Genomic DNA, 22700 nt, shown 5'->3' with positions numbered 1-22700 from the left:
GACACAAGGCCCTGCCCCGGTACCGCGCGGGGGACCAACCCCGCACAGACCGTTTGTTGCCGACAGCCCTCAGGCCGTCTGGCTGGCCGAGGGCGTTGCCGCCTCGGCCGGTTTGCTGGTTGCGCCCGGCTTCTTGCGACCCGGGGCAATCATCATGATCATCTGGCGACCTTCGAGCTTGGGGAACTGCTCCACCACGATCGTGTCACCGAGGTCGTCACGGATGCGGTTGAGCAGGGCCAGCCCCAGTTCCTGGTGCGTGATTTCCCGGCCGCGGAACCGCAGCGTGATCTTGCATTTGTCGCCGTCGTCCAGAAAACGACGGATGTTGCGCATCTTGATGTTGTAGTCGCCGTCATCGGTACCCGGGCGGAACTTGATCTCCTTGATCTCGATGACGGTCTGCTTGGCTTTGGCTTCCGCCGCCTTCTTCTGCTCCTGGTACTTGAACTTGCCGTAATCCATCAGCCGGCAAACCGGGGGGTTTGCGGTGGCTGCGATCTCGACCAGATCCACATCCAGTTCACCGGCCATGCGCAGCGCTTCCTGAAGACTGACGATGCCCAGCGGCTCGTTCTCGGGGCCGTTGAGGCGGACCTCAGGGGCCATGATTTCCCGGTTCAGGCGGTGTGCGCGCTCTTCACGCTGGCGGCGGTCGCGAAAGTTGGTAGCGATGGTTTGTTCCTTGCGTGGGCAGAAGTTGAAAAGGTGGCTTTCATGCCACCATCAGCCCGCGCCATGGGCGTCGCGGCTGACGAGGGCTTGGTCGTACGAAGGGAATCAGGCCCGGGTGGCAACGTCGGTTGCGACCCGCTGGGCAAAGGCTTCCAGCGACATGACCCCGAGATCCTGGTTGCCTCGGGCCCGCACAGCCACGGCGCCGGCGGCCATTTCCTTGTCACCCACGACGACAATGAAAGGCAGCTTCTGCAACGCGTGCTCCCGTATTTTATACGTGATTTTCTCGTTGCGCAGGTCGGTCACCACCCTAAGCCCTTGATTCTGCAGCGTTTTCGCCACCTGCCGCACGTAATCGGCCTGGGCATCGGTGATGTTGAGCACCGCCACCTGGGTGGGCGCCAGCCAGGTGGGCAGTGCGCCGGCGTGCTGCTCGATCAGGATGCCGATGAAGCGCTCCAGGCTGCCCACGATGGCGCGGTGCAGCATGACGGGGCGGTGGCGCACGCCGTCCTCGCCCACGAATTCGGCGTCCAGCCGCTCCGGCAGGTTGGGATCGACCTGGATGGTGCCGCACTGCCACTGGCGACCCAGCGCGTCCTTGAGCGTGTATTCGATCTTGGGGCCGTAGAAGGCGCCCTCGCCCGGCAAGTACTCGAACTCGCAGCCCGACGCCTTGAGGCCGGCGGCCAGGGCGGCCTCGGCCTTGTCCCAGCTTTCCTCGGTGCCGATGCGCTTTTCAGGCCGGGTGGACAGCTTGTAGAGGATCTCGGTGAAGCCGAAATCCTTGTAGACCTTCTGCAGCAGCGTGGTGAAGGCGGTCACCTCGCCCTGGATCTGGTCTTCGGTGCAGAAGATGTGGCCATCGTCCTGGGTGAAGCCACGCACCCGCATGATGCCGTGCAGGCCGCCGGTGGGCTCGTTGCGGTGGCACTGACCGAACTCGCCGTAGCGCAGCGGCAGGTCGCGGTAGCTCTTGATGCCCTGCTTGTAGATGAGGATGTGGCCCGGGCAGTTCATCGGCTTGAGCGCGTAGTCGCGCTTTTCCGATTCGGTGGTGAACATGTTCTCGCGGTACTTGTCCCAGTGGCCGGTCTTCTCCCACAGGGCCTTGTCCAGGATCTGCGGGCCCTTGACCTCCTGGTAGCCGTTCTCGCGGTAGACGCGGCGCATGTACTGCTCGACCTCCTGCCATAGGGTCCAGCCCTTGGGGTGCCAGAACACGGTGCCGGGCGAATGCTCGTCCAGGTGGAACAGGTCGAGCTCGCGGCCGAGCTTGCGGTGGTCGCGCTTTTCCGCCTCCTCCAGCATGGTGAGGTACTGCTGCAGGTCTTCCTTGCTGGCCCAGGCCGTGCCGTAGACGCGCTGCAGCATCTCGTTGCGGTGGTCACCACGCCAGTAGGCGCCGGCGACCTTCATGAGCTTGAAGTGCTTGAGCTTGCCGGTGCTGGGCACGTGGGGGCCACGGCACAGGTCCTCGAAACCGCCTTCGCGGTAGAGGCTCACGTCTTCGCCGGCCGGGATGCTGGCAATGATCTCGGCCTTGTAGTGCTCGCCCATGGCCTTGAAGTGCGCCACGGCCTCGTCGCGGGGCAGCACGCGGCGCTCGACCTTCTCGTCCTTGGCGGCGAGCTCGGTCATGCGCTTTTCGATGGCGGCCAGGTCTTCCGGCGTGAAGGGGCGCTTGTACGAGAAGTCGTAATAGAAGCCGTTGTCGATGACCGGGCCGATGGTGACCTGGGCATCGGGATACAGCTCCTTGACCGCGTAGGCCAGCAGGTGGGCGGTGGAGTGGCGGATCATCTCCAGGCCGTCGGCGTCCTTGGCGGTGACGATGGACAGCGACACGTCGCGGTCGATGGTGAAGCTGGTGTCCACCAGACGGCCATCCACCTTGCCGCCCAGAGCCGCCTTGGCCAGGCCGGTGCCGATGGAGGCGGCCACATCGGCCACCGTCACCGGTGCGGGAAAGCTGCGTTGAGAACCGTCGGGAAGCGTGATCTGGGGCATGGCGGAATCCAAAAACAAAAAAGCGCGGCAGGGGCCGCGCTTGGAACAGGAGGGGAACGGATGGGCAGGCGCGAACTGCGGGCCTCAAGGGGCCAGGGAGGACAAAGCCTGAGTTCGCGGTGTCATAACCGTTGCGCCTTTCTCGTTCTTGCTGATTGAACAGGTCTTGGATTGTCCCACAAACTCCCGCCATGCCTGCGCGCCACGCCCTGCCCGCCCCTGCCCGGTCGCTGTTGCGTCTGCTCTGGATGTGCCTGCTGGCGGCCGGGCCCGCAGCCCATGCGCAGACACCGGCAGGCGTGAACGCCCTGGGCATGGACTTCGTGCGCCTGCCCGCGGGCGAGTTCAGCATGGGCAGCAGCGAAGCGCCGGACGAACTGGCCCGCGCCTTCCCGACCCTGGAACGCGAGCGCCTGGAAGGACTGACCGACGAAGCCCCGGTGCACCGGGTGCGCATCACCCGGCCCTTCGAGATGGCGCGCCACGAAGTCACCGTGGGCCAGTTCCGGGCATTCCTGCAGCGCTCGGGCCACGTGCCCGAGTCGGTGGCCGACGGCACCGGCGGCTACGGCTGGCGGGCCGACTACGACCCGGACACCAGCGAGCGCGGCGATGCCTTCGAGGGGCGGCTGCCACGCTATTCGTGGCAGGACCCGGGCTTTGCCCAGACCGACGACCACCCGGTCACCAACGTCACCTGGAACGATGCCGTGGCCCTGGCCCGCTGGCTGAGCCAGCAGGAAGGCCGCACCTACCGGCTGCCGACCGAGGCCGAATGGGAATACGCCTGCCGCGCAGGAACCACCACCCGCTACCAGCACGGGGACGACCCCGCCGGCCTGCCCCGCAGCGGCAACACCTTCGATGCCGCCACCGCCGCCCTCTGGCCCGCCTGGCGCGACCGGGCCACCCCCGGCCACGACGGCCACACCTTCACCGCGCCCGTGGGCTCGTTCGAGCCCAACGCCTTCGGCCTGCACGACCTGCACGGCAACGTCTGGGAATGGGTGTCCGACTGGTACGACGAAGACGGGTACGCCCGATCTCCGCAGGACGACCCGACCGGACCGCCGGACGGCAACGTCAAGGTCCGCCGGGGCGGCTCCTGGCACACCTGGCCGCTGTATGCGCGCTGCTCGTTCCGCAACTGGAACTCGGTGCAGACGCGTTATCCGCTGGTGGGCATACGGCTGGTGCGTGAGACCATGCCTTGAACGCAAAAAAGCCCGGGACCAGCCCGGGCTTTTGCGTCTCCTCCTCCGCTCTGTGGCGGATCCGGGATCAGTGGAACTGCTCTTCTTCGGTCGAGCCGGTCAGGGCCTTCACGCTGGAGGAGCCGCCCTGGATGACGGTGGTCACGTCGTCGAAGTAGCCGGCGCCGACTTCCTGCTGGTGCGACACGAAGGTGTAACCCTGCTCGCGGGCCTTGAACTCGGGCTCCTGCACCATGTTCACGTAGTGCTTCATGCCTTCGCCGCGGGCATAGGCGTGGGCGAACTGGAAGGTGTTGAACCAGTTGATGTGGATGCCGGCCAGGGTGATGAACTGGTACTTGTAGCCCAGTGCGGACAGCTCTTCCTGGAAGGCGGCGATGGTCTTGTCGTCCAGGTTCTTCTTCCAGTTGAAGGACGGCGAGCAGTTGTAGCTCAGCAGCTTGCCCGGGCAGGCTGCGTGCACGGCCTGGGCGAACTCGCGGGCAAAGCCCAGGTCGGGCGTGCCGGTCTCGCACCACACCAGGTCGGCGTAGGGGGCGTAGGCCACGCCACGGCTGATGGCCTGCTCCAGACCGTTCCTGACGCGGTAGAAGCCTTCCTGGGTGCGCTCGCCGGTGAGGAAAGGCTTGTCGTTGGCGTCGTGGTCGGAGGTGATCAGGTTGGCGGCCTCGGCGTCGGTGCGGGCCAGGATCAGGGTGGGCACGCCCATGGTGTCGGCAGCGAAGCGGGCCGAGATCAGCTTCTCGATGGCTTCCTGCGTGGGCACCAGCACCTTGCCGCCCATGTGGCCGCACTTCTTCACGGCGGCCAGCTGGTCTTCGAAGTGCACGCCGGCGGCACCGGCGGCGATCATGTTCTTCATGAGTTCGAAGGCGTTGAGCACGCCGCCGAAACCGGCTTCAGCGTCGGCCACGATGGGCAGGAAGTAGTCGATGAACTCGGCCGAACCCGGCTCGATGCCACGGCTCCACTGGATCTCGTCGGCGCGCTTGAAGGTGTTGTTGATGCGGCGGACCATGGTGGGCACCGAGTCGTAGGCGTAGAGCGACTGGTCGGGGTACATGGTCTCGGAGGTGTTGCCGTCGGCGGCCACCTGCCAGCCCGACAGGTACACGGCCTCCAGACCGGCCTTGGCCTGCTGCATGGCCTGGCCGGCGGTGATGGCGCCGAAGGCGTTCACATAGCCCTTCTTGGCGCCGCCGTTGACCTTGTCCCACAGCTTCTCGGCACCGCGCTGGGCCAGGGTGTATTCGATCGGCTGGCTGCCACGCAGGCGCACCACGTCGGCGGCGCTGTAGCCACGCTTGACACCCTTCCAGCGGGGGTTGGTGGCCCAGTCTTTTTCCAGGGCCTCGATCTGTTGGGCGCGGCTGAGTTGCTGATTCAGGGATTGCGGCATGGTGGTGCTCCTTCAGGGTTTGAAATCGGACGGGCTGTCCGGCATCGGTCGGCATCGTGGGTGTGACCGTGTCGGTGCCGTTGGACAGACTTTAAGTCTTATAGAAGACCTGTGGAAGCTCTTATGTCTTATATAAGAGAAAATATTTTCTACAATAAAATCAATGAACTTCGGATCGAATTTCTCGATGCGGAAAAGCTTTTCTTGGATTGAGAAAAAATCGTGCGGCGCAGCATGCCGGAATTCCGCATGACGGAAAGCAAATCCTCCATGCTGAAAACCCCACGCAGGCCTGAGGCATCATCCGGCGACCGCCGCTTCCGGACCGTTTCATGACCGACCGCTCCCTACCCCGCTGGATGGCCTACGGCTGCCTGGCCCTCAGCATGGCCCTGGTGGGCAGCTATGTGGCGCTGTCCAAGCCGCTGGTGCTGGTGTTTCCGGTGTTCCTGCTGGCCTGGCTGCGCTTCGGTGTGGGGGCGCTGGCCATGGCCCGCTGGCTGCGCAAGCCGGCCGACGAGCCGCCGATGACGCCGCGCACCCGCTGGCTGCTGTTCCTGGAGTCGTTCCTGGGCAACTTCCTGTTCTCCATCTGCATGCTCTATGGCGTGAGCCTGACCACCGCCGTGGCGGCCGGCGTGGTGATGTCGTCCATCCCGGCGGTGGTGGCGGTGCTGAGCTGGATCTTCCTGCGCGAACGCATCGGTGGCCGCAGCCTGGCCGGCATTGCGTGCGCGGCGGTGGGCATCGGCCTGTTCTCGCTGCAGAAGCCGGCCACGCCCGAGGCCGCCGGCTCGATGGCCTGGCTGGGCAACCTGCTGGTGTTTGCCGCCGTGGTGTGCGAGGCCTCGTATGTGGTGATCGGCAAACGCCTGACCGACGGCCTGGGGCCGCGCCGCATCTCGGCCCTCATCAACCTGGTGGGGCTGGCCCTGGTCACGCCCATGGGCCTGTGGGCCGCGCTGTCGTTCGACTTCGGCGCCGTGCAGGCGCCGATCTGGCTGCTGCTGGTGTTCTACGGGCTGGCGGCCAGCGTGTGGACCGTGTGGCTGTGGATGACCGGGCTGCGCACGGTGCCGGCGTCCCAGGCGGGCGTGTTCACCGTCATGCTGCCCATCAGCGCGGCGGCCATCGGCGTGCTGTTCATGGGCGAGGTGCTCACGCCGGTGCAGCTGCTGGCCTTCGGCATCGCGCTGCTGGGCCTGGTGCTGGCCACCCTGCCCCAGCGATCGCCGGCTTGAGCTTCAGAGGCACCACAGCCCGGTGGGCTGCGTGAGGCCCATCCACAGCGCCCAGCCCGACGTCACCAGCAGGGCCAGCCCGGCCAGCCGGATGCCCCAGGCGCCGGAGCGGGCGTTGTTCAGGCGCAGCATCAGCCAGGGCCCCGCCACCAGCGACACCGAGGTGCCCAGGCAGAACAGGGCCATGACCGCAGCGCCCTCCAGCGCGTTGGCGGTGAGCGAGGCCACCAGCAAGGCCGAGTACAGCAGGCCGCAGGGCATCAGGGCCCAGCCCACGCCCAGCACCACCGGAGCGCGTGGCCCCAGGCGGGCCATGACCGGCCGGGCGCGGCGCCAGAGGGTCTGGCCCAGCCCGTCGATCCAGGCCGGCTGACGCGCCCGCCACAGCAGCACCAGCCCCAGCAGCAGCGCCGCCACATGAAAGCTGGTCCACACCGGTCGCAGCACGGCGGTGTGGGTGCCCAGCCAGGCCAGACCCTGCACCGAGCCGGCCGCAAAAGCGCCGAACAGCGCATAGCCCAGCATGCGGCTGGCCTGAAAGGTGAGCAGCGCCCGGGTGCCGGAACTGCCGGCGGCGCGCGCAATGCCGGTGCAGGCGGCACCGCACATGGCCACGCAGTGCGGGCCACCCACCAGGCCCATGAACAAGGCCGTCACGGCCATCGAGGTCTGCATGACTGGACTGTAGCCTCGGGCGGGTTCAGATGATCTTGGAGAAACGGGCCCGGTCCTGGTCGGTCTGCAGGTAGCGGTCGAACACCATGGCGATGGCCCGCACCAGGTACCAGCCCCGTGCCGTGACCTGCAGGCCGCTGTCGTTGATCTGCACCAGGCCGGCTTCCACCAGCGGCTGCAGGGCCACGAACTCCCGCGCAAAGTAGGTGCGACTGTCGATCAGGTGCCCCAGGTCGATGGACTCGAACGACAGCTCGCCCTGGCACATGATGGACATGATGACCGCGCGGCGCAGCAGGTCGTCGCGGTTCAGCGCCAGACCGCGCACGATGGGCAGGCGGCCCTGGTCGAGCAGGTCGTAGTACTCCTCCAGCGTCTTGGCGTTCTGGCTGTAGGTGGCGCCGATGCGGCCGATGGCCGACACACCGAGTGCGATCAGGTCGCAGTCGGGCCGGGTGCTGTAGCCCTGGAAGTTGCGGTGCAGCCGGCCCTGCCGCTTGGCCACGGCCAGGGCATCGTCGGGCAGGGCAAAGTGGTCCATGCCCACGTACACATAGCCGGCATCGCCCAGCGCATCGAGCGAGGCCGACAGCATGGCCAGCTTGTCGCCGGGGCTGGGCAGCTCGGCGCTCAGGATGCGGCGTTGCGGCTTGAAGCGGCTGGGCAGGTGGGCATAGGCGTACAGCGCAATGCGGTCCGGGCGCAGCAGCGACACCTGGGCCAGCGTGTGCGCAAACGACTCCGGCGTCTGCAGCGGCAGGCCGTAGATCAGGTCCACATTGACCGACTCGAAGCCGATCTCGCGCGCAGCGGCCACCAGCGCAAACACCTGCTCGGCCGGCTGCACCCGGTGCACCGCCTTCTGCACCGTGGGGTCGAAGTCCTGCACGCCGAAGCTCAGCCGGTTGAAGCCCAGCCGGTGCAGCACCTCGAGGCGCTCGCGGCTGACGGTGCGGGGATCGACCTCCACCGAGTACTCACCACCCGGCACCAGGGTGAAGTGGCGGCGGATCATGTGCATCAGGTCGGACAGCTCCTCGTCCGACAGGAAGGTGGGCGTGCCACCCCCCAGGTGAAGCTGCGACACCGACTGCCCCGCGCCCAGGTGCTGCACCTGCAGCTCCATCTCGCGCGAGAGGTAACGCAGGTACTCGGCCGCCTTGCCGTGGTGCTTGGTGATCACCTTGTTGCAGGCGCAGTAGTAGCAGACCGATTCGCAGAATGGAATGTGCACATAGATGGAGAGCGGCAGCGCCATGGAGCCGGCGCGGCGCTGCTCCAGGGCCTGGGTGTAGTCGGCTTCGGTGAAGGCTTCGACGAAACGGTCGGCCGTGGGGTAAGAGGTGTAGCGCGGACCCGGCACATCGAAGCGCTGCAGCAGGTCGTCGGGGATGGCATGGCTCACGGGCATTGCTCCTGGTTTCTTCCTCGGGTTCTCCCCGTATGGGCGTACTGTGACGCCGACCGCCCACGGCCGTATTGACACGGATCAAGGGCCGGCGCCGAAGCCTGAATCCGCACTGCTGTGGTGCACTTGCATCGACACCCCCCGGTGCATCGGGTAACCTCTTGCAAAAATCACGACCCGCTTATGGACGCCCAAGCCATCAAGGTCGCCTGCTCCAGCTGCAATCTGCGCGAACTCTGTCTGCCCATGGGGCTGAACGAGGCAGAGATGGACAAGCTCGACCACATCATCTCCACCCGCCGTCGCATCAAGCGGGGCACCGCCCTGTTCAGTGCCGGCGACCGGTTCACCTCGCTGTACGCGGTGCGCTCGGGCTTCTTCAAGACCTGCGTGACCACGCCGGACGGCCGCGATCAGGTGACCGGCTTCCAGATGACGGGCGAGATCATCGGCCTGGACGGCATCGTCAACGACCGCCATTCCTGCGACGCCATCGCGCTGGAAGACGCCGAGGTCTGCGTGATGCCGTTCAACGAGGTGGAACAGCTCTCGCGCGAATTCACCACGCTGCAGCACCATGTGCACAAGATCATGAGCCGCGAGATCGTGCGCGACCACAGCGTCATGCTGCTGCTGGGCAGCATGCGGGCCGAAGAACGCCTGGCGGCCTTCCTGCTCAACCTGGTGCAGCGCCTGCACGCCCGGGGTTTCTCGCAGTCCGAGGTGATCCTGCGCATGACGCGCGAGGAGATCGGCAGCTACCTCGGCATGAAGCTGGAGACGGTCAGCCGCACCTTCTCCAAGTTCGTCGAGGACGGCGTCATCGACGTCAAGCAGCGCTACGTGCACATCAAGGACACCGACGCGCTCAAGCAGATCGTCAACTCGCGCAGCTGCCTCTGAGGTCGCCCGGCTTCAGACCGGCCGGTTGATGTCCTCGGCCGGTCGGGCCAGCATCAGCGTCAGGGCGCCGGCCACCGCGGTGGCCGCCCAGAACACGAAGAACGCCAGCGTGTAGACGGCCTGGGGCGACAGATGGATGCGGCCGCCGCCGAAGGTGTGCAGGTCGCCCGGGTCGACCATGGCGAACACCACCATCTCCAGCACACCGGCCACCAGAAAGGCCGGCCAGCCCACGATCAGCCAGGTGCGTGCGTTCAGGCGTGCGGTCATGTGCCCTCCCCGCCTCAACGGTCCTGCGGCACCACCGGCGAGGCCGCGTGGTTGCGCGCCTGGTGGGCCGGCTGCAGCTTGATCAGCGCAGCCTCGCGCTCGGCGCCATCCAGCGATCGGGCCGCGGCCAGGTCGCGTTCGTAGGCGGCCTTGTCCAGCACCGGATCGGGGTGGCGGATGGCCAGGGTGATGGTGGCGATGCAGCCCAGCACCACCACCAGCGGTCCGCCCACCACCAGCCACATGGCCTTGACCCGCCACCAGGGTTCGGGGGTGGTGGCGGCCGTCGGTTCGTTCGTGTTCATGGCAGGTCTCCGGGGCCGCGTCAGCGCGGCACGATGAAGGTGGAATGCTCGACCACGCCCAGGCCGGCCTGGTCGGTGGAGCGGATGTCGAATTCGATCGGGTGCGAGCCGGTGGCGGCGGAGCCGGGCGGGATCTGCACGCTCACGCCCACCGCACGCACCTCGGTGGGCTTGACCTCCACCACCACGTCGGGGCTGGGCGCCAGGGCGATGCCCTCCAGCCCCTTGACCGTGACGCGGTAATGCTGGGTGGCTTCGGTGGCGTTCATGATCTGCAGCCGGTACACGTTCTCGATGCGGCCCTGCTCGACCATCCGCGCCAGCGCGCCGCGATCGCGGATCACGTCGACCTTGAGCGGCGTGCGCAGGAACAGGCTGCCCAGCACCGCCAGCGTGATGGCCCCCAGGATGGCGGTGTAGACCAGCACGCGCGGCCGCAGGGCACGCCGGAGCATCTGCTGGCGGCTCCAGCCCTGCTCCATGCCGTTCTGGGTGGCGTAACGGATCAGGCCGCGCGGATAACCCACCTTGTCCATGACGTCGTTGCACACGTCGATGCAGGCGCCACAACCGATGCATTCGTACTGCAGGCCCTTGCGGATGTCGATGCCGGTGGGGCAGACCTGCACGCACAGGGTGCAGTCGACGCAGCTGCCCAGACCGAGGGCCGCCGGGTCGGCCTTCTTGCTGCGCGCACCACGCGGCTCGCCGCGTCGCTCGTCGTAGGTGACGATCATGGTGTCGCGGTCGAACATGGCGCTCTGGAAGCGCGCATAGGGGCACATGTACTTGCAGACCTGCTCGCGCAGGAAGCCGGCGTTGCCGTAGGTGGCCACGCCATAGAACAGGATCCAGAAGGTCTGCCACGGGCCGAGCGACAGGCTGGCCACCAGGCCGGCGAGCTCCTGGATGGGCGTGAAGTAGCCCACGAAGGTGAAGCCGGTCCAGACCGACAGCGCCAGCCACAGGCCGTGCTTGGCCGACTTCCGGCCCAGCTTCTTCAGGCTCATGGGCGACTGGTCCAGCCGCTGGCGGGCCGAGCGGTCGCCTTCCACCTGCTTCTCGATCCACAGGAACATCTCGGTGTAGACCGTCTGCGGGCAGGCGTAGCCGCACCACAGGCGCCCCGCCACCGCCGTGAACAGGAACAGCGCGAGTGCCGAGATCACCAGCAGGCCGGTGAGGTAGATGAAGTCCTGCGGGTACAGGACGAAGTTGAAGAGGAAGAAGCGCCGCGCCTCCAGGTCGAACAGCACCGCCTGGCGGTCGTTCCAGCTGAGCCAGGGCAGGCCGTAGAACACCAGCTGGGTCAGCCAGACCAGGGCCCAGCGCCAGCGCGAGAGGAAGCCCGAGACCGAGCGCGGGTAGATCTTCTGCCGCGAGGCATACAGCGAGACCATCACCTCGTCGTCGCCAACGGCGGCGGCAGCGGGTGCGGGAACGATGGGGATGACGGTCTTGCGTTCGGTCACGGAGCGTCTCGGGTCTCGGCCGGAAGGATCAGTGGAAAAAGATCAACGGGCGGCGGGCTTGTTCGACAGGCCCCAGACGTAGGCGGTCAGCACATGGATCTGGTCGGCATTGAGCTTGGCCGCCTGCGCCGGCATCTGGTTGCTGAAGCCGTTGGTGATGGCCTTGACCACCGCCTCCTCGCCCCAGCCGTGCAGCCAGGTGTTGTCGGTCAGGTTGGGCGCGCCCATCGCGGTGTTGCCCTTGCCGTCCATGCCGTGGCAGGCGGCGCAGGCGCCGAACTTGCTCTTGCCCACCGTGGCCTTGACCGAGTCGTGCGGGCTGCCCGAGAGGCTCAGCACGTAATGCGCCAGGTTGCGCACGTCTTCGGCCGAACCCACGGCAGCGGCCATGGGCGGCATCATGCCGTTGCGGCCTTCCATGAGCGTGGTCTTGATGTCGGCCGGGGTGCCGCCATACAGCCAGTCGCCGTCGGTGAGGTTGGGGAAGCTGCGGGCACCGCGCGCATCGGAGCCGTGGCACTGGGCGCAGTTGTTCTGGAACAGCCGCTCGCCCACGGCCATGGCCTGTGCGTCGCCGGCCAGCTGCTCGGGGGCCTGGCTGCGGAAGGCGGCATAGATGGGCGCAATGGCCTCCTGCATCTTCTTGACCTCGGCCGTGTGCTGACCCTGCGAGGACCAGCCGAGCACGCCCTTGTACTGGCCGAACATGGGGTACAGCAGGCCGTAGGCCAGCGCAAAGATCACGGTGATGATGAACAGGTACACCCACCACTTGGGCAGCGGGTTGTTGAGTTCCTGCAGGTCGCCGTCCCACACGTGGCCGGTGGTGTTGTCGGCGTGGGCCTTGACCTTGGTGGTGCCGCTGATCCACAGCAGGATGGCGCACGCGATGATGCTGACCAGGGTCAGCCCGGCCACGTACCAGGACCAGAAGTCGTTGGTGAAGTCGCTCATGATGGTTCTCGGTTCGGTTGTCGGGTCACTCGTCCTGGAAGGGCAGGCGGGCGGCTTCCTCGAAGCCGGCCTGGTTGCGGCGGGACCAGGCCCACACCACGATGCCCAGGAAGGTGAACAGGCTCACCACGGTGACGATGCTGCGCAGGTCGTTGATGTCCATGGCCGCACTCCTTACTTGATGGCGGTGCCCAGCACCTGCAGGTAGGCGATCAGGGCTTCCATTTCGGTCTTGCCCTTGACGGCCTCCACCGAGCCCTTGACCTCTTCGTCGCTGTAGGGCGCGCCCAGGGTGCGCAGCACCTCCATGCGGCGCGGCAGGCCTTCGGCCTTGACGGTGCGCTTCTCCAGCCACGGGTAGGCCGGCATGTTGGACTCGGGCACCAGGTCACGCGGGTTGTTCAGGTGCACGCGGTGCCACTCGTCGCTGTAGCGGCCACCCACGCGGGCCAGGTCGGGGCCGGTGCGCTTGCTGCCCCACTGGAAAGGACGGTCGTACACGAACTCGCCGGCCACCGAGTAGTGGCCGTAGCGCAGGGTCTCGGCCTGGAAGGGGCGGATCATCTGCGAGTGGCAGTTGTAGCAACCTTCGCGCACATAGATGTCGCGACCGGCCACCTGCAGCGCGGTGTAGGGCTTGAGGCCCTCCACCGGCTGGGTGGTGGATTTCTGGAAGAACAGCGGGACGATCTCGACCAGTCCGCCGACCGCGATCACCAGGACGATGAGCACGATCATCAGGAAGTTGTTGGTCTCGATCCGCTCGTGGGTGAAACCGGTGGGTTTGTCAGCTTGTGCCATGGGTTGATTCCTCCGGTTCTCAGGCGTGGGCGGGCTGGGGTGCGGGCACCCGGACCTCTTCGACCCGGCCGCTGCGGGCCGTCATGACCACGTTCCAGAGCATCACGATCATTCCGCCCAGGTACAGCAGACCCCCGGCCAGACGGATCACATAGAACGGGAAGCTGGCCTTGACCGATTCCACGAAGGTGTAGGTGAGGCTGCCGTCGGGGTTGACCGAGCGCCACATCAGGCCCTGCATGACACCGGCGATCCACATGGCGGCGATGTAGAGCACGATGCCGATGGTGGCCACCCAGAAGTGCAGTTCGATGGCGGGCACCGAGTACATCTGCTTGCGGCCGTACAGGCGCGGGATCAGGTAGTACATGGAGCCCATGGTCACCAGACCCACCCAGCCCAGGGCACCGCTGTGCACGTGGCCGATGGTCCAGTCGGTGTAGTGGCTCAGGGCGTTGACGGTCTTGATGGACATCATCGGGCCCTCGAAGGTGCTCATGCCGTAGAACGACAGGGACACGATCAGGAAACGCAGGATGGGGTCGTCACGCAGCTTGTGCCAGGCACCGCTGAGGGTCATGATGCCGTTGATCATGCCGCCCCAGCTCGGGGCCAGCAGGATGAGCGAGAACACCATGCCGACCGACTGGGTCCAGTCCGGCAGCGCGGTGTAGTGCAGGTGGTGCGGGCCGGCCCACATGTAGGTGAAGATCAGCGCCCAGAAGTGCACGATCGACAGGCGATAGCTGTAGACCGGGCGCTCGGCCTGCTTGGGGATGAAGTAATACATCATTCCCAGGAAGCCGGCGGTGAGGAAGAAGCCCACCGCGTTGTGGCCGTACCACCACTGGACCATGGCGTCCTGCACGCCGGCATAGGCCGAGTAGCTCTTGAACAGGTCCACCGGCACGGCCGCGCTGTTGACCAGGTGCAGCACCGCCACCGCCAGGATGAAGGCGCCGAAGAACCAGTTGGCCACATAGATGTGGCGCACCTTGCGCATGCCCACGGTGCCGAAGAACACCACCGCATAGGCCACCCACACCAGGGTGATCAGCACGTCGATGGGCCACTCCAGCTCGGCGTATTCCTTGCCCGAGGTCATGCCCAGCGGCAGCGTGATGGCCGCCAGCACGATGACCGCCTGCCAGCCCCAGAAGGTGAAGGCCGCCAGCGGGCCGGCGAACAGCCGGGTGTGGCAGGTGCGCTGCACCACGTAGTAGCTGGCCGCGAACAGGCCGCAACCGCCGAAGGCGAAGATCACCGCGTTGGTGTGCAGCGGGCGCAGGCGGCCATAGGTCAGCCACTCGATGCCGAAGTTCAGGGCGGGCCAGGTGAGCTGGGCGGCGATGATCACGCCGACCAGCATCCCGACCACACCCCAGACCACGGTCATGAGGGCGAACTGCCTCACCACCTTGTCGTTGTAGACCGCGTTGGCGGCCGATGGGCTGACGGACATGGGAAAACTCCTCTCTCTCTGTAGTTGTGTGTAGTGTCTGCAAACCGGGGGCGCCCGGGCTTGACGTACGTCAAGCCGCGCACGGATCGACCCGCCCTGGATCAGTCATTGCGCAGGATGCGCTCGCCCTCGCGCTCGATGTTGTCGAACTGGCCCCCCTGCAAGGCCCACCAGAACAGGGCGATGACGCCGAACACCACCAGGATGGACAGCGGGATGAGCAGGTAGAGGACGTCCATGGGAACTCCGTTGAAGGTCAGGGGCGTGACAGGCGCAAGGCATTGCCGATGACCAGCAGCGAACTCGCTGCCATGCCCACACCGGCCAGCCAGGGCGGCATCCAGCCCACCAGGGCCAGCGGCACGCACACCGCGTTGTACACGGCCGCCCATACCAGGTTCTGACGCACGGTGCGCAGCGTGGCCCGCGCCAGCACCAGGGTGTGCACCACGTCCATCAGGCGGCCGCTCTGGATCACGTAATCGGACTGCGCCTGGGCCAGCGGCGCCGCATGGCCCAGTGCGAACGAGGTGTCGGCGCGCGCCAGCACCGGGCCGTCGTTCAGGCCGTCGCCCACCATGGCCATGCGGTGGCCGGCGCGCTGCCATCCGCCCAGTTCGTCGAGCTTGCGCTCCGGCGAGGCCTGGGCCACCACCCGGTCGATGCCCAGATGCCCGGCCACCTGCCGGGCGGCCGCATGGCGATCACCCGACAGCAGCCAGCAGCGCACCCCCAGGGCCTGCAGCGCCTGCACGGCGGCCAGGGCGTCGTCGCGCAGGACCTCGGTCAGCACCAGCGTGGCCAGCCAGCCCTGGGCATCGGCCAGCCAGACGCGCGGGGCTTCCGGCGGCTGACCATCGTCCGGCGCGGGGGTGCCCGTCAGCGCAAAGGCGGCCGAGCCCAGCCGCACCGTGCTGCCGTCTTCCAGGCGGGCCTGCATGCCCTGCCCGGCGATCTCGCGGCGGTCGCTCAGTGCCGGCAGCGGCAGGGCCATGGCCGGTGCATCGGCCTCGCGGGCGGCCACCACCGCGCGCGACGACGGGTGCAGCGAACCCTGGGCCAGCGCAGCGGCCAGGTTCAGCACCTGGCTGCGGTCGGCGCCGGGCCGCAGCCGCAGCGCCTGCAGGCCCAGCCGGTCCAGCGTGAGGGTGCCGGTCTTGTCGAACACCACGGTGTCGATGCCGGCCAGCGTCTCGAAGGCCTGCAGCCGGCGCACCAGCACGCCGCCCCGGGCCAGCCGACCCGCCGCCGCCAGCATGGCCGCCGGGGTGGCCAGCGACAGGGCGCAGGGGCAGGTGACGATCAGCACCGCCACCGCCACCGCCAGGGCACGCGCCGGCTCCACCTGCCACCAGGCCACGCCGGCCGCCGCAGCGGCCAGCAGCACCAGCACCAGGAAGGGCGCGGCAATGCGGTCGGCCAGCAGGGCCAGCCGGGGTTTTTCGGTGGAGGCCTGCTCCATCAGCCGCACGATCTGGCCGAAGCGCGTGTCCGGCCCCAGGCCGGTCAGGCGCATGCGCACCGGGCCGCCCAGGTTGAAGCTGCCGGCCACCACCGCATCACCCGCCCGGTGCTCCACCGGACGCGACTCGCCGGTGAGCAGGGCCTCGTCCACCGTGGCCTGCTCGCTCAGCAGCACGCCGTCGCCCGGAAAGGCCTGCCCGGCCGGCAGCAGCACCACATCGCCCACCGCCAGCCGGCGCACCGACACGCGCTCCAGGCGGCCGTCGGATTGCTCGCGCTCGCAGGTCTCGGGCAGGCGGTTCATGAGCGCGTCCAGCGCGCCGGCCGTGCGGTCGCGGGCCTTGAACTCCAGGTAGCGCCCGCCCAGCAGGAAGAACACGAACATGGTCAGCGAGTCGAACCACACCTCGTGGCCCCAGGGGCCGGTGGGGTCGAAGGTGGCAGCGCTGCTGGCCAGGAAGGTGACGAGGATGCCGATGGACACCGGCGTGTCCATGCCCACGCGACCGCGTTTCAGGTCGGTCCAGGCGTTGCGGAAGAAGGGGCCGCTGGCAAAGAACACCACCGGCAGGCTGAGCACCCAGCTGGCCCAGCGCAGCAGCTGGTCGATGTCGGCCGGAATGTCCCCCGGTTCGGCGACATACGCCGGCCATGCGTACATCATGACCTGCATCATGCAGAAGCCGGCCACGAACAGGCGCCACAGCGCCTGGCGGGTTTCCTTCAGGCGGGCATCGACCGACAGGGCCTGGGCCATGGGCAGCAGCCGGTAACCGGCCTCGCCCACCGCACGGGCCAGGCTGGACAGGCGCGTGGCCTGCGGGTCCCAGCGCAGCACCAGGCGGCGCGTGGCGGCGTGCACGCGGGCCTCCTGCACGCCCGGCAGCGGGGCCAGGGCCGATTCCACGGCATCGGCGCAGGCCGCGCAGTACATGCCCTGCACCATCAGCACCGATTCGCAGCCGCCCTCGCCCGGCTCGGCGGGCCGGGTGAAGACCTGCTGCTCGGCGGGATCGTCGAGCACCAGGAAGTCGTCGGTGACGGTCAGTGGCCCCCGGTGTCCGGGCGACCACGTGGTCGAAGTCATGGGCGCAGCTTAAGGCCGGCCATCTGCACCGGGGTTGATGCAGGTCAACCCGCAGGCGGATGGGAGCGCTACGCTGTCTCCATCGACAGACACAAAGGAGGAGAAACCATGTACCGACGCATCCTGGTGGCCACCGACGGCTCCAAGCTCTCCCAGAAGGCGGTGCAGCACGCGCTGGACCTGGCCGACATCACCGGCGCCGACGTGGTGGCGCTCAAGGTGGTGCCGCGCTACCCGCAGTCGTACTTCGAAGGCGGCGTGGCCCTGGCCGCCGCCGAGGTGGCCCGCATCGAAAAGCAGTGGCAGACCGAAGCCCAGGCTGCGGTGGAGTCGGTGCGCTCGGCCGGCCAGCTGCGCGGCATCAAGGTCAAGCCGGTGACCGCCAAGTCGGACCTGGTGTCCGACGCCATCATCGCCACCGCCAAACGCCAGAAGTGCGACCTGATCGTCATGGCCTCGCACGGCCGGCGCGGCATCAAGCGGCTGCTGCTGGGCAGCGAGACCCAGCAGGTGCTCACCCACGCCAATATCCCGGTGCTGGTGCTGCGCTGAGCGGCGGGCGCAGAATGCGCCCCGCATGTCCGCTCCACCCGCTCCATCCGGCCGTTCCGGCCGCACCACCCCCGCCTCGGCGGGCCGTTTCCTGACCGGCTCCACCCTGGGGCATGTCACGTCCATGACGGCCGCCGGCTCGGTCGGCCTGCTCGCGCTGTTCGCGGTGGACGTGCTCAACCTGTTCTACATCGCGCGGCTGGGCCGGCCCGAGCTCACCGCCGCAGCGGGCTATGCGGCCACCCTGCTGTTCTTCCTGACCTCGCTGTCCATCGGACTGGCGATTGCCGCCACCGCCCTGACCTCGCGCGCCCTGGGCGCGGGTGAGGCATCGCAGGCCCGGCAGATGGCCGGCGCCTCGCTGGCCTACATGGGGCTGTCGATGGCGGGCTGTGCGCTGCTCATGGCGCCCTTCGTGCCCTGGATGCTGCAGGCCCTGGGCGCACAGGGCGAGGCGGCCCGCGCCGCCGAACGCTTCATGTGGATCGTGCTGCCCTCGGCGCCCCTGCTGGGCCTGGCCATGGGGCTGGGTGCGCTGCTGCGCGCCGTGGGCGATGCCCGCCGCGCCATGGGCGTGACCCTGTGCGGCGCGGCGGTGGTGGCCTGCCTGGACCCGCTGGCCATCCTCACGCTGGGCTGGGGCCTGGACGGCGCGGCCCTGGTCACGGTGCTGGCACGGGGCGTGATGGTGGCCTTCGGCCTGCATGCCCTGGTGCGGCGCCACCACCTGTGGGCCTGGCCCACCCGAGGGTCGCTGCAGCGGCACTGGAGGCCCTACATGGCCATCGGCGTGCCGGCGGTGCTGACGCAGCTGGCCACGCCGGTGGGCAATGCCATGGTGACCGCCGTGATGGCGCCCTTCGGCGATGCGGCCGTGGCGGCCTGGGCGGTCATCGTGCGCCTCATCCCCCTGGCCTTCGTGGCGCTGTTCGCGCTCTCGGGCGCCGTCGGGCCCATCATGGGACAGAACCTGGGCGCGCAGCGGCACGACCGCCTGCGCAGCACACTGGACGACAGCCTCAAGCTGGTGGTGGTCTATGTGCTGGCGGTGTGGCTGCTGCTGGCGCTGGCCCGGGGCTGGATCGCCCAGGCCTTCGGCGCCACCGGGCAGGCGGCCGAACTCATCGAGTTCTTCTGCCTGTTCGTGGCCGGCAGCTACCTGTTCAATGGCGCGCTGTTCGTGGCCAATGCGGCCTTCAACAACCTGGGCTTCGCCTTCTATTCCACCGCGCTGAACTGGGGCCGCGCCACCCTGGGCGTGGCCCCGTTCATTGCCCTGGGCGGCCAGTGGTACGGCGCCCTGGGCGTGCTGGCCGGCTACGGCCTGGGCGTGGTGGGCTTCGGCGTGGCCGGCCTGTGGCTGTGCCGGCGGGTCATCCACCGGCTGGAGGCCCGCGCCGGCTGAGCCGCCTCAGGCGAACAGGCCCTTGTGCTGGTCGCGCAGCAGGTTCTTCTGCACCTTGCCCATGGTGTTGCGGGGCAGCTCGGCCACCACGAAGCAGCGCTTGGGGATCTTGTAGTTGGCCAGCCGGGCCTTGAGCGCATTGATGAGCGCCTGCGGGTCGGGCTCGGTGCCGGGCCGGGCGATCACCACCGCCACGCCCACCTCGCCGAAGTCGGGGTGCGGCACGCCCACCACGGCGCTCTCGGCCACGCCGGGCATCTGGTTGAGCTCGCTCTCCACCTCGGCCGGGTAGACGTTGTAGCCGCCGGAGATGATGAGGTCCTTGCTGCGGCCCACGATGGTCACATAGCCGCGCTCGTCCACCTTGCCCACGTCGCCGGTCTTGAAGAAGCCGTCGCTGGTGAACTCCTCGGCGGTCTTTTCGGGCATGCGCCAGTAGCCGCTGAACACGTTGGGGCCACGCACCTGGATGCCGCCGATCTCGCCGGTTTCCACCGGGCGGCCGGCATCGTCCACCACACGCAGCTGCACGCCGGGCAACGGAAAGCCCACGGTGCCGCCACGGCGCTCGGTCTGGCCGGGGTGGCGCGGGTCTTCGCGGTAGGGGTTGGAGGTCAGCATGATGGTCTCGCTCATGCCGTAGCGCTCCAGGATGGTGTGGCCGGTGCGCTCCTGCCAGGCCTGGAAGGTCTCGATCAGCAGCGGTGCCGAACCCGACACGAACAGCCGCATGCGCGACGCGGCCTCGGGGGTGAGGCCGGGCTCGGCCAGCAGGCGGGTGTAGAGCGTGGGCACGCCCATGAACACGGTGGCGCGCGACATGAGCCCCAGCACGGCCCTGGGCTCGAACTTGTTGAGCCACAGCATCGGGCTGCCGTTGATGAGGGCACCGTGGATGGCCACGAACAGGCCGTGCACGTGGAAGATGGGCAGCGCGTGGATGAGCACGTCGTCGGCCTGCCAGCCCCAGTAGTCGCGCAGCACGCGGGCGTTGCTCAGCATGTTGCCGTGCGAGAGCATGGCGCCCTTGCTGCGGCCGGTGGTGCCGCTGGTGTAGATGATGACGGCCAGCTCGTCGGCCGCGCAGGTGGCCGGGGTGTGCACGTCACTGTGGTGGGCAGCGCGCTCCAGCAGGCTGCCGGTGCGGTCGTCGCCCAGGGTGAACACATGGCGGGTGCCGGCCTGGAAGGCGATCTTGGACACCCAGCCGAAGTTGCCCGGGCTGCACACCACCATGGCCGGCTCGGCATTGCCCACGAAGTACTCGATCTCGCCGGCCTGGTAGGCGGTGTTGAGCGGCAGGAACACATGGCCGGCGCGCAGCGTGGCCAGGTACAGGATGAGCGCCTCGACCGACTTCTCCACCTGCACCGCGATGCGCGAGCGCGGCGGCAGCTTCAGCGAATCGATCAGGTTGGCCACCATGGCGGTGGCGCGGTCCAGGTCGCGCCAGGAGTAGCGCAGGCCGGACTGGGTGCCGCCCACGGTCTCCACGGCGGTGGCGTCCAGATCGGCGGGGAAGGCGTCGCGCAGGGCGACAAACAGGTTGTGGTTGCTCATGGCTGGCAGGGGTGGTGCAGAAAGGGTCAGGCGGCCCCGAACACCGGGGCGCGCTTGTGCAGGAATGCGGTGATGCCTTCGCGGTGTTCGGCGCTGTCGGCGTAGTCGTAGGCGCGGGCCAGCAGGCCGGCGTCGGGCGGGGGCGGCAGCAGCGCACGCAGCGTCTGCTTGTTGAGGCGGGCGGCTTCGGGGGCCAGGGCCGCGATGCGGCGGGCGCGCTCCAGGGCCTCGGCCGGCACGGCACCGTCATCGACGACGGCGTTCAGGAAGCCGCGCTGCAGCAGCGTGGGGGCGTCGAGCACGGCGGCCTGCAGCAGCATTTCGCGGGCGGTGGCCAGACCGGCCTCGCGGGCCACCAGCTGGGCCTCGCGCGGGGCCATGGGAAAACCCAGGCGCGCAATCGGCGCACCGAAGCGGGCGCCCTGCCCGGCCACGCGGATGTCGCAGCAGCTGGCGATCTCCATGCCGGCGCCCATGCAGTTGCCCTCGATGGCAGCAACGAGCGGCAGGTCGCAGGCCAGCATGGCCGAGAGGCCGCCCCACACATCGTTCTCGTGGAAGTCGCGCAGCCCCTCGGGGTGGAAACGGAAGTCCGGGTACTCGGCGATGTCGCCGCCGGCACAGAAGTGACCGCCCTCCCCGGCCACCAGCACGGCGCGCACGCCGGCCAGGTCGCCCTGGCCTTGTTGCAGCCGCACAAAGAGGTCGGCCAGCTCGCGCCACATCGCGCGCGACATGGCATTGAGCCGGCCGGGGTGGCACAGCGTCACGCGGGCCAGCGCCCCTTCGATGCCGAAGCGGATGTGGCCCACGCTGCGCATCAGTCCAGCTTGGCGCCCGAGGCCTTGACCACCTGGGCCCACTTGCGGATCTCGCCCTTGACGAAGCTGTCGAAGGCGTTGCCGGACAGGTCGGGGAACTCGGCGCCCTGGTTGGCCCACACGGCCTTGGCCTCGTCGGTGCTGGCCGCCTTGCGGATCTCGTCGATGGCGGCCTTCTGGGCATCCGCCGGCGTGCCCTTGGGCGCCCACACGCCGTACCAGGTGGTGACGTTGTAGTCCGGCAGGCCGAGTTCGGCCGCGCAGGGCACGTCCGGGAAGGCCGGGTTGCGCTTGGCACCGGCCACCATGAGCGCCTTGATGCGGCCGCCCTTGATGTGCGCGGCCGACGAACCCAGGCCGTCGAACATCATGTCCACGTTGCCGGCGATCAGGTCGTTGAGGGCCGGACCGGCGCCCCGGTACGGGATGTGGGTGATGAAGGTCTTGGTCTGCTGCTTGAACAGCTCGCCGGCCAGGTGGTGCGAGGTGCCGCCGCCGGCCGAGCCGTAGTTGAGCTTGCCGGGGTTGGACTTGACCTGCTTGAGGAAGTCCTGGAAGTTGCCCTGGATGCGCTTGGGGCTGACCACCAGCACCTGCGGCACGCTGGCCACCAGGATCAGCGGGATCAGGTCCTTCTCGATGTCGTAATCGAGCTTGGGGTACATGGCCGGCGCGATCGAGTGGTGCACCGCGCCCATGAACAGGGTGTAGCCGTCGGGCTGGGCCTTGGCCGCGATGCTGGCACCCAGCGTGCCGCCGGCGCCGCCCCGGTTGTCGATGACCAGCGACTTGCCCGAGAGCCGGGTGAAGGCCGCCGAGAGCGGGCGGGCGAAGGCATCGGTGCCGCCGCCAGCGGGGAACGGCACGATCATGGTGACCGGCTTGGATGGCCAGCCGGACTGGGCGAAGGCGCCGACGTGGTGAAGGGCCGTGCCGGCCAGTGCAGCGCCCAGCAGATGGCGGCGCGGAATCGATGCTTGCATGGTGTTGTCTCCGGGTCTTTGTGGTTGTGGGGGAAA

At 68.2% G+C, this 22700-nt stretch carries 22 protein-coding genes; 5 read left to right on the top strand and 17 right to left on the bottom strand.

Annotated features, from left to right (window positions below):
- Positions 1 to 69 precede the first annotated feature (69 nt).
- Complete coding sequence (gene infC, locus WD026_RS02685) at positions 70 to 675, bottom strand: translation initiation factor IF-3 (protein WP_425723187.1); 606 nt, start codon at positions 673 to 675, stop codon at positions 70 to 72.
- A gap of 105 nt (positions 676 to 780) precedes the next feature.
- Positions 781 to 2688 (bottom strand): threonine--tRNA ligase, encoded by a 1908-nt coding sequence (gene thrS, locus WD026_RS02680; protein WP_425722113.1) that lies wholly within the window; start codon positions 2686 to 2688, stop codon positions 781 to 783.
- A 191-nt stretch (positions 2689 to 2879) separates the two neighbouring features.
- Between thrS and WD026_RS02675 the strand changes: the two genes are divergently transcribed.
- Positions 2880 to 3902 (top strand): formylglycine-generating enzyme family protein, encoded by a 1023-nt coding sequence (locus WD026_RS02675; RefSeq protein ID WP_425722112.1) that lies wholly within the window; start codon positions 2880 to 2882, stop codon positions 3900 to 3902.
- A 67-nt stretch (positions 3903 to 3969) separates the two neighbouring features.
- Here the strand turns inward: WD026_RS02675 and aceA are convergent, their stop codons facing one another.
- A complete protein-coding gene (gene aceA, locus WD026_RS02670; RefSeq protein WP_425722111.1) occupies positions 3970 to 5301 on the bottom strand; it encodes an isocitrate lyase in 1332 nt (443 codons plus the stop codon).
- A 332-nt stretch (positions 5302 to 5633) separates the two neighbouring features.
- Here aceA and WD026_RS02665 point away from each other — a divergent pair, with 332 nt between their 5' ends.
- The gene (locus WD026_RS02665; protein ID WP_425722110.1) at positions 5634 to 6542 is read left to right on the top strand and encodes a DMT family transporter; all 909 of its coding nucleotides are present in this window, start codon (positions 5634 to 5636) and stop codon (positions 6540 to 6542) included.
- Between the two features lie 3 nt (positions 6543 to 6545).
- Here WD026_RS02665 and WD026_RS02660 read toward each other — a convergent pair whose 3' ends face one another.
- Positions 6546 to 7217 (bottom strand): sulfite exporter TauE/SafE family protein, encoded by a 672-nt coding sequence (locus WD026_RS02660; protein WP_425722109.1) that lies wholly within the window; start codon positions 7215 to 7217, stop codon positions 6546 to 6548.
- A 25-nt stretch (positions 7218 to 7242) separates the two neighbouring features.
- The gene (hemN, locus tag WD026_RS02655) at positions 7243 to 8628 is read right to left on the bottom strand and encodes an oxygen-independent coproporphyrinogen III oxidase (RefSeq protein WP_425722108.1); all 1386 of its coding nucleotides are present in this window, start codon (positions 8626 to 8628) and stop codon (positions 7243 to 7245) included.
- Positions 8629 to 8808: 180 nt separating this feature from the next.
- Here hemN and fnr point away from each other — a divergent pair, with 180 nt between their 5' ends.
- The gene (gene fnr / locus WD026_RS02650; RefSeq protein WP_425722107.1) at positions 8809 to 9528 is read left to right on the top strand and encodes a fumarate/nitrate reduction transcriptional regulator Fnr; all 720 of its coding nucleotides are present in this window, start codon (positions 8809 to 8811) and stop codon (positions 9526 to 9528) included.
- A gap of 12 nt (positions 9529 to 9540) precedes the next feature.
- Here the strand turns inward: fnr and WD026_RS02645 are convergent, their stop codons facing one another.
- The 9 genes from WD026_RS02645 to WD026_RS02605 form a co-directional block, all read right to left on the bottom strand.
- A complete protein-coding gene (locus tag WD026_RS02645) occupies positions 9541 to 9798 on the bottom strand; it encodes a hypothetical protein (RefSeq protein WP_425722106.1) in 258 nt (85 codons plus the stop codon).
- A gap of 14 nt (positions 9799 to 9812) precedes the next feature.
- Complete coding sequence (locus WD026_RS02640; protein ID WP_425722105.1) at positions 9813 to 10103, bottom strand: nitrogen fixation protein FixH; 291 nt, start codon at positions 10101 to 10103, stop codon at positions 9813 to 9815.
- A 20-nt stretch (positions 10104 to 10123) separates the two neighbouring features.
- Positions 10124 to 11503 (bottom strand): cytochrome c oxidase accessory protein CcoG, encoded by a 1380-nt coding sequence (gene ccoG, locus WD026_RS02635; protein ID WP_425723186.1) that lies wholly within the window; start codon positions 11501 to 11503, stop codon positions 10124 to 10126.
- Between the two features lie 114 nt (positions 11504 to 11617).
- Positions 11618 to 12529 carry a cytochrome-c oxidase, cbb3-type subunit III gene (gene ccoP / locus WD026_RS02630; protein ID WP_425722104.1) on the bottom strand — a complete coding sequence of 304 codons (912 nt, stop codon included), beginning with the start codon at positions 12527 to 12529 and terminating at the stop codon, positions 11618 to 11620.
- A 25-nt stretch (positions 12530 to 12554) separates the two neighbouring features.
- A complete protein-coding gene (locus WD026_RS02625; RefSeq protein WP_425722103.1) occupies positions 12555 to 12692 on the bottom strand; it encodes a cbb3-type cytochrome oxidase subunit 3 in 138 nt (45 codons plus the stop codon).
- A gap of 11 nt (positions 12693 to 12703) precedes the next feature.
- Entirely contained in the window at positions 12704 to 13330 is a 627-nt protein-coding gene (gene ccoO, locus WD026_RS02620; protein ID WP_425722102.1) for a cytochrome-c oxidase, cbb3-type subunit II, read from the bottom strand.
- A gap of 19 nt (positions 13331 to 13349) precedes the next feature.
- A complete protein-coding gene (ccoN, locus tag WD026_RS02615) occupies positions 13350 to 14792 on the bottom strand; it encodes a cytochrome-c oxidase, cbb3-type subunit I (RefSeq protein WP_425722101.1) in 1443 nt (480 codons plus the stop codon).
- Between the two features lie 101 nt (positions 14793 to 14893).
- Positions 14894 to 15031 (bottom strand): cbb3-type cytochrome oxidase assembly protein CcoS, encoded by a 138-nt coding sequence (ccoS, locus tag WD026_RS02610; protein ID WP_086120581.1) that lies wholly within the window; start codon positions 15029 to 15031, stop codon positions 14894 to 14896.
- Positions 15032 to 15048: 17 nt separating this feature from the next.
- Positions 15049 to 17343, bottom strand: coding sequence for a heavy metal translocating P-type ATPase (locus WD026_RS02605; RefSeq protein WP_425722100.1), 2295 nt, complete (start codon positions 17341 to 17343; stop codon positions 15049 to 15051).
- 108 nt (positions 17344 to 17451) lie between these two features.
- On the opposite strand from WD026_RS02605, the gene WD026_RS02600 reads away from it, so the two are divergent.
- Together WD026_RS02600 and WD026_RS02595 are read left to right on the top strand one after the other, a co-directional pair.
- Complete coding sequence (locus tag WD026_RS02600; protein WP_425722099.1) at positions 17452 to 17895, top strand: universal stress protein; 444 nt, start codon at positions 17452 to 17454, stop codon at positions 17893 to 17895.
- A 25-nt stretch (positions 17896 to 17920) separates the two neighbouring features.
- A complete protein-coding gene (locus WD026_RS02595; RefSeq protein ID WP_425722098.1) occupies positions 17921 to 19300 on the top strand; it encodes an MATE family efflux transporter in 1380 nt (459 codons plus the stop codon).
- Positions 19301 to 19306: 6 nt separating this feature from the next.
- Here WD026_RS02595 and WD026_RS02590 read toward each other — a convergent pair whose 3' ends face one another.
- From WD026_RS02590 to WD026_RS02580, 3 genes are read right to left on the bottom strand one after another with little or no spacing between them, the layout of a single operon-like run.
- The gene (locus tag WD026_RS02590; protein WP_425722097.1) at positions 19307 to 20860 is read right to left on the bottom strand and encodes a malonate--CoA ligase; all 1554 of its coding nucleotides are present in this window, start codon (positions 20858 to 20860) and stop codon (positions 19307 to 19309) included.
- A 26-nt stretch (positions 20861 to 20886) separates the two neighbouring features.
- A complete protein-coding gene (locus WD026_RS02585) occupies positions 20887 to 21681 on the bottom strand; it encodes an enoyl-CoA hydratase/isomerase family protein (protein ID WP_425722096.1) in 795 nt (264 codons plus the stop codon).
- Positions 21681 to 22664, bottom strand: coding sequence for a Bug family tripartite tricarboxylate transporter substrate binding protein (locus tag WD026_RS02580; RefSeq protein ID WP_425722095.1), 984 nt, complete (start codon positions 22662 to 22664; stop codon positions 21681 to 21683). Before WD026_RS02580 ends, WD026_RS02585 begins: the two co-directional genes overlap by 1 nt.
- Positions 22665 to 22700 lie beyond the last annotated feature (36 nt).

It is taken from the genome of Hydrogenophaga sp. R2, assembly GCF_049843595.1.
Classification (GTDB): Bacteria; Pseudomonadota; Gammaproteobacteria; order Burkholderiales; family Burkholderiaceae_C; genus Hydrogenophaga.
The sequence above is the reverse complement of the archived record's forward strand: the minus strand, read 5'-3'. Positions and strand labels throughout refer to the sequence as shown.